The following is a 9,713-nucleotide window of genomic DNA, read 5'->3' on the forward strand; positions in this document are numbered from 1 at the left end:
GGTGGAAGCGATGTGCATCGCGCTCGCCGCTTACAGTTGCAGGGACAGCCTCGGACTCGGATCAGCAAAAGCCGCTCCTCACCGTGTTCCCGAATTAAACCCTCTCGGGCACCGGCGCGATCTGTTGACAACGGATTTTAACCGAAGTCAGCGGCAGTATAATTGACATACAGGATAAAACCAAGCTGTGTCTTGAAGTGATAGCGTTTTCCTTTGGCCCCATCACCGAAAATCCGAGATTTCATGGGCAAATGGTTCGCCATAAATCGAATTGACGCGATTGATAATCCCGCAAGCTTTGTAGTGGGAAAGATGCAAGTAATCGGTCTGCGTAGTTTCGCTGCACTGCTTGAAACGGGTTCCTCAATGGACCGATCCGTTTTCTATGATGGTGTGGCCTATGAACTTCGACGGCGGAAGTCGGAACTGCATATCGATGCTGAAATTCGACCGGCAAGTTTGCGGTATGTTTCCGAATGGCTCGTTCAACAGCTTACAGCGTTTGTCGGTGCCTCGCGCCCGATCTTCATCGCCGACACTCAGCCTGATGTTCATTTAACGGATATGGCTCTGAGCTTCTGCCCAATCGTGGAAAGGCCTTGGCGGCGGATCACGCAAGAGCTGCCTTTCTGGTATGTTATGTGATCCAACTGCCGCCATTGCAGCGTATCGGCCTGGACCATCGTTGTCCGCGGCGATGTAAAGGGTGCCAACTTGGTCCGGAACGTTGATTAGCGCGAGACGCTTATTCCCGAGTGCTGCCCAGCAAGGGACTCCTTTGATCTGAGTATAGCTCGCCGCATCCTCCATGCCCTCAGCAATGGCGAGCACGTCGCCCTCGAACTGCGGTGCCCACGCGCCCCGTTCAGGCTTTCCGAGCATGAATTTGCCATCATGCCATGTTCCGTCGTTGGTCAGCCTGATCCGCTGGATGGCCGTCATCCGGTGCCCGGTTCTGACACCGACCAGTATCGCGGGCCGGAAGGTGGTCTTAGGCTTGCGGCCGAATGGGCACCGCGGATGGAAGCGTAAGTCGGGGAGGTCGATTGGCAGCCGCCGCGACCGAAGGTAGACTTCACCGAGCGTTCCGCGGATCTCCGTGGCCTGATCCCATATCCTTCTGACGTTTGGCGCAGTTCGTTCTGGCTGATAGCTTGGGGCAGAGGAATTCAGGATCGGTTTGGTCCGACCGATTTCGCGCAGGACATCCTCGCTGCGGCATCCCGCAAAACAGTGGACCAGAATACCCCGCTCGCCCTGCCGGACTGAAAGTGACGGCGTTCGGTCTGCATGCGCAGGGCAGATGCACATCGCGTAGGAACCGTGCCAACGGCCCTTCAGCGCAGCAACGATGTCGATGGTCTCCTGGGTGGGTTTGAGCGCAACTAGCATAAACTCGCTCCTCTCAGCTCAGCCTCACCATCTTTCCCCTCTGGATCGACCCGACCTTCTCCGGCACGGCTCGCGATGGCCAACGCCGCTTTCGTCTGTGCGATGCCAGATTCTGGGCGATTGCCATGCGCCGCCTGTTCATTTAGAAAAGTGGGGCGATATCCGAACCACGCCGAAAGGTGTGGTCATGAAAAATCTTCTATTTTTGCTGGTCGCTTTGACGCCGACGCCATCATCGGCGCGCGAACCCGATTGCTGTGGCCGGTCAGCGCGTCAACCCGCTTGCCGCTGCTGGGCTTAGCAAGAAGCTCCTCTTTGTTGATGGAGACGACCCGGCAGAAGTCGAATGGGCGATTAAGCACGGGGGTGATGCGCGCGCCAAGATCATCTTCGTTGATGGCTCTCCCTTCGAGCTCATGAAGGCTCACCAGCGCCGGTTCTACTTTGATCAGGACGGCCGTCTTACCAGCTATTTCGGGATACGCCGGACCCCGGCGCTGGTCGAGCAGCGGGGCGACGTCCTCATAGTCACTGAGCAAGCCATTGCGCGCAAGGGGAGGCGCGTGGGGATTGCAGGTTCAGCCATGATGAGTGCCTGAGTTTTGACGCGGATGGTGTGACCTGCAACGTCCATGATCGCTGGTACCAGTGCGCCATTCCCGGCGCGGGATCGCCGCCGCCGCCCGCCTATGTCTGTGCAGGCGATCTCTATTGCATCAATGGGGAATGCACTCAGGTCGAGCGCGAGGCATCACCTGAGTTCAAGGACGCCATGGTGGCCATGAACGTCATGGGCGAGCTGCGGGACGGGTTTGATCCTGACCGGTTGAAGATCTTCAGTGGCGAGCATTTGCGCTGCACCCGAAAGGTTTTCGGGTTGTCGAACTGCTGCAGCGGCAAGGGCGTGCCGCTTCTCACGCCGTTCCTGTGCGACCGCGAGGACCGTGAGGTAGACAAGCGGGATGACGAAGGTCTGTGCCGCTTTATCGGGACCTATTGCTCAGCCCGCGTGCTCGGCGTCTGCGTGACCCGCAAGCAGTCGTACTGCTGCTATGGCAGTAAGCTCGTCCGTATTCTCAATGAACAGGGCAAGGCGCAACTTGGGATGCGGTGGGGGACGCCGCAGCGCCCTGACTGCGAAGGTTTCCTGATTGCCCAATTCCAGCAGCTTGACTTGAGCCGCATGGATTTCCGGGAAGTTTATGCCGAGTTCGTTGATGCGGCAAAGCTGCCTGACGAGATCGATATGTCGATCCAGATCCAGCAGAAAATTCAGAACTACTACAACACGAACGGTGGGACCTGACCCATGAGCAGCGCCGATATTCTTGCCTTCCCGCATAGCGAGCCGTTTCCGCCAGCGCAGGTGCTCGATCTCGCGGTCAGCGTCGCCATCGGCCGCGATCTGGCGCGCAGCGAGACCGAGATGTTCGCGCTCATCAAAGACTGGTTCTTGCGGCCTGCGACGGTCGGTGAGCTCGCAGCATCGATCAAGCGTCTTCTTGATTGCGGCTCGATCACTCGGGTGAGTTCCTCGCAGGGAGCCCAGCAAAGCAATACCGATCGTCTTGAAACCACGAGAGCCGGCTCGCTTAGTATCGGTGGTTCAGTGGGGCGCGGCGGCAATCGCGCTGCAAATGGCGAAGGCGGCAGTGGCGCTAATGGTGCCATTGGAGGCAATGTCCAAACCGGCATCAGCGGCGGACGGTCGAGATTTGACACCGTGAGCCGTGGAACCGATGCCAACCAGAGCCAAGGCTTCGACTCCTCTACATCCGATAATCGGTCGAATGGATCCAACGCAACGCAGGACAGTGGCAGCTATTCGCAGAGCGGCAGCTTCAACCGGAGCGAAGGGTACTCAGAGAAGGCCTTTTCCCAGGAACAGGCTCTTGAGGACGTACGGCGGATTGATAAGCGCATTGCAGCGATCGACGAGGTCTCGAAATCCCTCAGCAGCAACACCTCGAGCAGGGATGGCTATGGGTCCAATCTCTCCTTTGACCTCAGCCAGATTATCGCGAGCCGGTACCAGGAAAAGGCGGCTGAACTTGGTCTGACAGCACCCAGTCTGGCCCGTACTGATCTTAGCCCCCAAGAGCAGGCGACTGCGGAAGTAGTCGCTCGGGCGATAATCTCCGACTATTACGATCAGCGGGTGGCGCCGTTCAGCGATCTGATCCCAGAATCTGGTTCGCTTGTGGGCAATGTCTCGGGTCCGGGCTCATTTACCGAAGCAGACTTACGCGGACAGGGGCCCCGTCGTTCAGCCGGATCGCCGCGCAATCTTGTCGAGGGGTCATCAGACAGCGCGATCGGCGATAGAATTGAGGAAGGCGGTCAGTCTCTCGGACAGCGCTATGAGACCAATGTGACACGATCCGGCCAGCGCCGGCAGGATTTTCAGCAGGATCGGAAAGGAGAGGGTGGTGCCGACGATCGATTCAATCAACGCTTCTATGACAAAGATCAGCGTTGATTGCCTGACTGTTGGAACATCCCACGAGATTACCAGCTGAGAAAAGCGACCACGAGAAAGGCAACCGACAGCAGCAGGGCAATAATTGAACTGGTCCGTGTTGGGGTTCCGCCATAATTCAGATGGCCGGTCGATGCGTCCAAATCACCCATGCGGGTAAGATGGTCACTGGGCGGATAACCGCGAGATGGGTCACCCGTTCTGTAGTAGTGCTCTATCGGTCCATCGTTGCCGTGCGGGTCTAGGAATCCCATCGCCGTTCTCCTAGCCTTTCCGTAGCGTTTTTACGCCAAAAAGACAATCATAGGATCAACGCTGCGAGGGGTTAGGAGTCGATTGCCGATTCGATTTGTATCAGCGATTGCGTGGGGTGCCAGAATCATACCAGAAGGGGAGCGGTTGCGCTGAATTCAAGCGAGCCGTTGAGAGCATGTTATCGAAGACTGACGCGACCTATCTCGATCTTCGAGAGCGCATTCTATTTGGCGAGCTCAAGGCTGGAGCACCGTACTCTGCCCAGGACATGGCTGCCTACTACGGGCTTCATATCAATATGGCGCGCAGGCTGCTGGTCGCCTTGAAGGTCGGCGGCTATCTTACCCGCTCGGGCACGTCCTATGTCATCTCAACATTCTCGCAGAGCCAAGTTGAGGAATGGCGCCTTTCGTTGGGCGCAATCGTCGAGATCGGAGCAGTACGGTTGGCGCAGTCCGGGGGTGGAACTCTTGGCCCGCTTGCGGCATTCATCGACGAACGCATTCGAAACGTCCCTGTGAAACACGAGGATTTTTTTCTTGGTGCCATGGGGCTGACGCATATCGTCCTGGGTGGCAAGGAAAGCACCCTTGCCAACCTTGTCTCGCAATTCATCCCCCAGGCGTTTTTCCGCCTCCTTTGGATGGCAGATTCTTATGCTGTCCGCACAGGATTTCTAGTGGAGGCGAGCGACCAGTTTCTTGGATCTGCCAGGTCAGGCGACCTTGCGGGCGTTCGCGCAGCTAGCCGGATCTTCTTCGATGGCATCGCCCCTTCGCTCCAGACGCTCATCGAAAAGATGGGCGAGGGCATCTATCCGGTCAACGACCGCCAGGATGGGTTTCAGACGATCGAGGACAACATAGCCGGGTATCCAACCTATGCGGGCAGCTCCCGCACATTCACGCCGATTATAGAGCCTTTGGAAGAGGTCGGTCAGGTAGCCCTGCCGCTTTGCTGAGTGAGGCCTCCTACGCGATCACGGGCTCTCTCGGGTGGAGCCGCATGGCGACAGCTTCGGCTGCACAGTCCCGCGGTTCGGGCGTCCCGATGAGGTCCACAATGACATTAGCTGAACGTTTCATGCCCTCGAGGTCGGCAGCCTCAAGTCGAGCCGCAACTGCATAGGCGACCGCCAAACTGGCGTGTTTGACGTAATCTTCCATGAGGCGAAGCTCGCCGGTGGCGCTGACGATCGCCAGCATCATCCTGTTATGAGCAAGGCTCGTCCCAATCGTGTCCCCGCCATCCGCTTCTTCGAGGAAGTTCTCAGCCAAGGCGCGGATAACAGGTAGTGCCGGCGCGCAGTCCATGGACGACAGCCTGATGATTGCCGCGGCTTCGATTGCCGCTAGTTCGGCTATCTTATCATCGAGTTGCTTGCCGCTGGGCTGGTACCATTTGAAACGGGCCCAGTCCGTCTTAATGAAACCGGTGCTCCGCAGTTCCGCAAATGCGGCGGCACCCCAGTCTGCGTCCATTCCCACGATCGCGGCAAGCGAAGCTGGGTCAGTGCCCTCATATCCGAACTTGGAACTGATGCTGCAGCGCCGAATTTGCTCCATGCACGCGTCAGGGCTGATCGCCATCCGCTTGGCAGCTTCCTGGTAGAGCTCAATCCGTTTCGCCATGCGGCAATAGTAGCATGACGGCAATTCTCATCAATCGGCCTTTGGCCAATCGCCTCCGTGTACCTCACGCTCGTATTTCGAAATACGCTTCCATGCGATGGCGATTTCGTCAAATCCATCGTTCGAGAACAAGCGTTCGCACAGGCGGTCGATTTCGTGCGGGTCGTTAGGCAAGCTCTCGTCCTCACGGTACTTTGCGACCGCGTCCATTACTTTCAGAGCGTCGTCGTAGTTTGCCATTCGGTGCTCGTTTCGACCCTGTGATCGGTCGCATTGCTGTGGACCGTATGTCAAGACTGTATCACTAACTATCAAGGGTTTGCCGGTTGTTCGATTGGGCGCATTGCCGGTTGCATTGGCGTCGAGGCAAGCCTGTCGCGTGAAAGCGTTAGACTGCGCTGCGTTGGGTCGCGCTCAGCATCAAAACCCTTGAGTCGGTATGGCGCTCCTCTGCGAGGCGGACCGCCGCAAATCTTATGACTAGTATCGTCACCTCCGCACATTGGCTGTTCAGATTCGCTACGAATCTGCTAGATGAACGTTGGGCTGAGATTCTAATGGGATATCATTTTGCGCTACAAAGCAGACATCGCAGGAGGCTCCCTAAAGCTCTACGAATCAAGAGTTATCGCCGGGTTGCTGCTCGAATCTGTTTCAGCGGAAAAATGGAAGCAAGCGATCGAAGTCGAGAATGTGCTGCAGAAAACATCTCTGGGGACAGCAAAGCGCCAGGCCAGCCTTATTCGAACACGCCTCAAAACAATGACGCCTGACCATTGGCGGTTGGTTCGAGATGGTTCGAAACCCTTGGCCACCCAATCCGTGTTTGCGGCAGCAATCTCGCACAGCCAGTTGCTGAAGGATTTTTTGCTGCTCTTTGTTTGCGACCAATTTCGCACTGGCAACCTGGAATTGACCCGTCGCCATTGGCGCACGTTTGTAGCTTCGTGCCGAGAGCGTGATCCTGAAATGCCGATCTGGACACAATCTACCACTGACAAATTGGGCGACAGTGTTTTTCAGATTCTGACGGAGGTTGGAATGCTTTCCGATGGTTCTAAACCATTGCTCCAGCGGGTTCATTACCAGCCTGAAATAATGAGTTATCTTCACGAGCATAAATGCGACGAAGTCGTTCGCGCTATGCAGGCTTTCATATGACAAACTTACAGGCTCGGCTCGATCGTATTCGAGATAGGATCACGTCCGAGGAATTTCTGCACGGTCGCGGCCTCGGTAATGATGTGCCTTTCTACGCGTTCGATTATCCCAGCGTGTCGGAGCAGCAAGTCAACAATCACATCGAATGGCTGCTTGAGGATCTTGCCCGGAAAACTGGACTTAAGATTGGCGTGGTCAACATGTTCGAGTTGGCCGTTGAGCAACTGAAGAAGCGTGACCTTTATGCGAAGGCATTGGCAATGGAGAAAGCCAAAGGGGTTAGCTCGTTGCTCAGTGCGCTCAAGGGTCCACTCGAGCCCGGGAAAATGGCGGCTGCCTTGCTGGATAAATTTGGCGGCATGACGCTCGACATGCTGTTTTTGACAGGCGTGGGCCCGGCATACCCGTTGATTAGGACACATAGCCTTCTCAACAACCTTCAACCTCTGTTGGGTAGCGTCCCTCTAGTGCTATTCTTTCCTGGGCGATTTAGCGGCCAGAGCCTTCAATTGTTCGGTGATATGCAAGAAACGCCGTACTATCGCGCATTTAGATTGGTGGATTGATGCTCATGAATATCGAAAGTATTTTCACCAAAGACATCAATCGTCCGATCAATGGTGTTATCAAGGCCGATCAGCGCGACAAAGCCTATAACGAACTTGAAGAGTACGTGATCACCAAAGAGGTGGATCGGCATTTGCGTCAGTTCGTAAACGCCTTTCTTCAGGGGATTGACAGCAGGAATGACGCTGAGGTTTCCGCAAGGATGGGCGTCTGGGTCTCCGGTTTTTTCGGATCAGGCAAATCCCATTTCATCAAGATTTTGTCCTACCTGCTGGCCAATGATGCGGTTACGGAAGACGGCAAACCTGATCGTGTGCCCCTCGACTTCTTCATTGAGAAGGCCGCTGGCGACAGCGCCTTTCAGGGCGATTTGCGGCGAATGGCAAACGCCCAGACCGAGGTTATACTCTTCAACATTGATAGCAAGGCGGAACAAAATCACAGCCGGGATGCCATTCTTCAAGTTTTCCTGAAGGTTTTCAACGAGCACCTCGGATACTGTGGGGATCACCCGGAAGTCGCCCACATGGAGCGTTTTCTGGATGGCAAGGGGAAGTTCCAAGCATTTATCGATGTGCTGGCCGCCGACCATAACCTTGACTGGAGAGCGGAGCGCGATTCCTACCAATTCTATGGCTCGGAGGTCGCTGCGGCGCTGAGCAAGGTTCTCAGCCAACGGATCGAGGACCCTCAAGCGTGGATTGACAACCTCGATAAAGGTCTGGCCCTGACCATCGAGAACTTCGCCAAGTGGGTCAGGCAGTACCTTGATCAATCGGGCGGGGCAAAGCGCTTGGTCTTTCTTGCCGACGAGGTTGGCCAGTTCATCGGCGGCCAGTCCCAGCTCATGCTCAACCTCCAGACGATAACGGAAAATCTTGGTACTGTCTGCGATGGCCGGGCCTGGGTTGTGGTCACTTCGCAGGAGGACATTGAAGCGGTCGTTGGAGGAGCATTCGAGAAGGATCGCAGCAAGGACTTCTCGAAGATCCAGGGTCGGTTCACGACGCGCCTTTCACTTTCGGGAGCAAACGCGGATGAGGTCATTCAGCGACGTCTGCTCGAGAAGGCCCCCGCTGCCCAAGACGCCTTGAAAGCCTTGTTCCGCGAAAAGGGAGACATCCTACGCAATCAGATCACGTTTCGTGATTCAGGCATCACGCTGCGTTCCTTTGGTGATGCGGATGGTTTCGTCGAATGCTACCCATTCGCTCCATATCAATTCCTGCTGGTCCAGAAGATTTTCGAAGCCAGTCGTCAATTCGGCGCGACCGGCGGTCACCTTTCGAAGGGTGAGCGCTCAATGCTGGATGCATTCCAGACTGCTGCGAAGGCCATCAAGGACAAGCCTATCGGGGCGCTCGTCCCGCTGGACGCCTTTTACCCCGCAATTGAGAGCTTTCTGGAAGGTGTCGTCCGCACGGCGATCGGCAGGGTAGAGAACATTGCAGACCGCAGCGACTTTGATGCGCGAGTTCTGAAGACGCTGTTCCTCATTCGCTATGTCGAGGAAGTCCCTGCAAATATCGATAATTTGGTCACGTTTTTCGTGGACGAGGTCGACGCGGACAAGCGAGCGCTGAGGTCAGAGATTGAGCAGAGCCTGCTTCGGCTCGAGCGTGAAACGTTGATCAGCCGCAATGGCGATCTCTACTTCTTCCTGACGAACGAAGAGCGGGATATCAACAAGGAGATCAAAGATCAGGACTACAGCCAAGCGGACCTCAACCGCCTGCTTGGCGACGTCATTTTCGAAGACGTATTGCGAGATCGCCGTTATCGCCATGCCGCCAACGGGAAGGATTTCGATCTCACCCGGTTGATCGACCTGACGCCCTTTGGCAACCGGGTAGAGGGCAGCTTGATCCTCTCGGTTCTGACCCCTCTGGCGCCAGACTTTGGCACCTTCAACGACGCGCGGTGCATCGAGTTGAGTGTGGATGGCTCCGTCGGGCAGGTCGTCGTCAAGTTGCGCGACGATCAGAAGCTGTCAGACGAGATCACCGCTTACATCAAAACAGAGGCCTACCTGCGCCTCAAATCTGATGGCTCACTGCCACAGACAACCAAGCGCATTCATGACGACAAGCGCCTGGAAAACTCACAACGCCGCAATCGCATCAGCACTTCGCTCACGCAAATGCTGGAGGAGGCGAAATTTTATGTGCTGGGCTGTCCCCCGTCAGCACCAATGGCACAGATTTGAGGTTGTGATTTAAGGAGGGTTG

12 protein-coding genes and 1 riboswitch are annotated in these 9,713 nt (G+C 56.1%); of the genes, 7 read left to right on the forward strand and 5 right to left on the reverse strand.

Features of this window, described 5'->3' with window-relative positions:
- Positions 1 to 131, reverse strand: a riboswitch (cobalamin riboswitch). This riboswitch is flagged as partial in the annotation.
- Positions 132 to 243: 112 nt separating this feature from the next.
- Positions 244 to 645: a hypothetical protein gene (locus tag AX735_RS26160; protein ID WP_152998733.1), complete on the forward strand. Its 402-nt coding sequence runs from the start codon at positions 244 to 246 to the stop codon at positions 643 to 645.
- Here the strand turns inward: AX735_RS26160 and AX735_RS27145 are convergent.
- Both AX735_RS27145 and AX735_RS25420 read right to left on the reverse strand, forming a co-directional pair.
- Positions 556 to 1,392: a DUF7146 domain-containing protein gene (locus AX735_RS27145; RefSeq protein ID WP_039330619.1), complete on the reverse strand. Its 837-nt coding sequence runs from the start codon at positions 1,390 to 1,392 to the stop codon at positions 556 to 558. The genes AX735_RS26160 and AX735_RS27145 overlap by 90 nt on opposite strands.
- Positions 1,393 to 1,577: 185 nt before the next feature.
- On the reverse strand, positions 1,578 to 1,931 hold the full coding sequence (locus tag AX735_RS25420) for a hypothetical protein (RefSeq protein ID WP_156447581.1): 354 nt from the start codon (positions 1,929 to 1,931) through the stop codon (positions 1,578 to 1,580).
- Positions 1,932 to 1,987: 56 nt separating this feature from the next.
- Between AX735_RS25420 and traN the strand changes: the two genes are divergently transcribed.
- Positions 1,988 to 2,698 (forward strand): conjugal transfer protein TraN, encoded by a 711-nt coding sequence (traN, locus tag AX735_RS22030; RefSeq protein WP_231750221.1) that lies wholly within the window; start codon positions 1,988 to 1,990, stop codon positions 2,696 to 2,698.
- Positions 2,699 to 2,701: 3 nt separating this feature from the next.
- On the forward strand, positions 2,702 to 3,871 hold the full coding sequence (locus tag AX735_RS22035; RefSeq protein ID WP_066284778.1) for a hypothetical protein: 1,170 nt from the start codon (positions 2,702 to 2,704) through the stop codon (positions 3,869 to 3,871).
- 29 nt (positions 3,872 to 3,900) lie between these two features.
- Here the strand turns inward: AX735_RS22035 and AX735_RS25425 are convergent, their stop codons facing one another.
- The gene (locus AX735_RS25425; protein ID WP_156447582.1) at positions 3,901 to 4,125 is read right to left on the reverse strand and encodes a hypothetical protein; all 225 of its coding nucleotides are present in this window, start codon (positions 4,123 to 4,125) and stop codon (positions 3,901 to 3,903) included.
- A 176-nt stretch (positions 4,126 to 4,301) separates the two neighbouring features.
- Here AX735_RS25425 and AX735_RS22040 point away from each other — a divergent pair, with 176 nt between their 5' ends.
- Positions 4,302 to 5,087 carry a hypothetical protein gene (locus AX735_RS22040; protein WP_058539809.1) on the forward strand — a complete coding sequence of 262 codons (786 nt, stop codon included), beginning with the start codon at positions 4,302 to 4,304 and terminating at the stop codon, positions 5,085 to 5,087.
- 10 nt (positions 5,088 to 5,097) lie between these two features.
- Here AX735_RS22040 and AX735_RS22045 read toward each other — a convergent pair whose 3' ends face one another.
- Together AX735_RS22045 and AX735_RS22050 are read right to left on the reverse strand one after the other, a co-directional pair.
- Positions 5,098 to 5,757, reverse strand: coding sequence for a hypothetical protein (locus AX735_RS22045; protein ID WP_058539810.1), 660 nt, complete (start codon positions 5,755 to 5,757; stop codon positions 5,098 to 5,100).
- 30 nt (positions 5,758 to 5,787) lie between these two features.
- Positions 5,788 to 5,997 carry a hypothetical protein gene (locus AX735_RS22050; protein ID WP_058539811.1) on the reverse strand — a complete coding sequence of 70 codons (210 nt, stop codon included), beginning with the start codon at positions 5,995 to 5,997 and terminating at the stop codon, positions 5,788 to 5,790.
- 330 nt (positions 5,998 to 6,327) lie between these two features.
- On the opposite strand from AX735_RS22050, the gene AX735_RS22055 reads away from it, so the two are divergent.
- The 3 genes from AX735_RS22055 to brxC are packed head-to-tail and all read left to right on the forward strand — an operon-like array spanning position 6,328 to position 9,691.
- Positions 6,328 to 6,918, forward strand: coding sequence for a DUF1819 family protein (locus tag AX735_RS22055; protein ID WP_196490380.1), 591 nt, complete (start codon positions 6,328 to 6,330; stop codon positions 6,916 to 6,918).
- Complete coding sequence (locus AX735_RS22060) at positions 6,915 to 7,484, forward strand: DUF1788 domain-containing protein (RefSeq protein ID WP_066114666.1); 570 nt, start codon at positions 6,915 to 6,917, stop codon at positions 7,482 to 7,484. Before AX735_RS22055 ends, AX735_RS22060 begins: the two co-directional genes overlap by 4 nt.
- 5 nt (positions 7,485 to 7,489) lie before the next feature.
- A complete protein-coding gene (gene brxC / locus AX735_RS22065; protein ID WP_155645699.1) occupies positions 7,490 to 9,691 on the forward strand; it encodes a BREX system P-loop protein BrxC in 2,202 nt (733 codons plus the stop codon).
- Positions 9,692 to 9,713: the final 22 nt, after the last annotated feature.

This window comes from Blastomonas sp. CCH1-A6, assembly GCF_001556365.1.
Lineage (GTDB): Bacteria > Pseudomonadota > Alphaproteobacteria > Sphingomonadales > Sphingomonadaceae > Blastomonas > Blastomonas ursincola.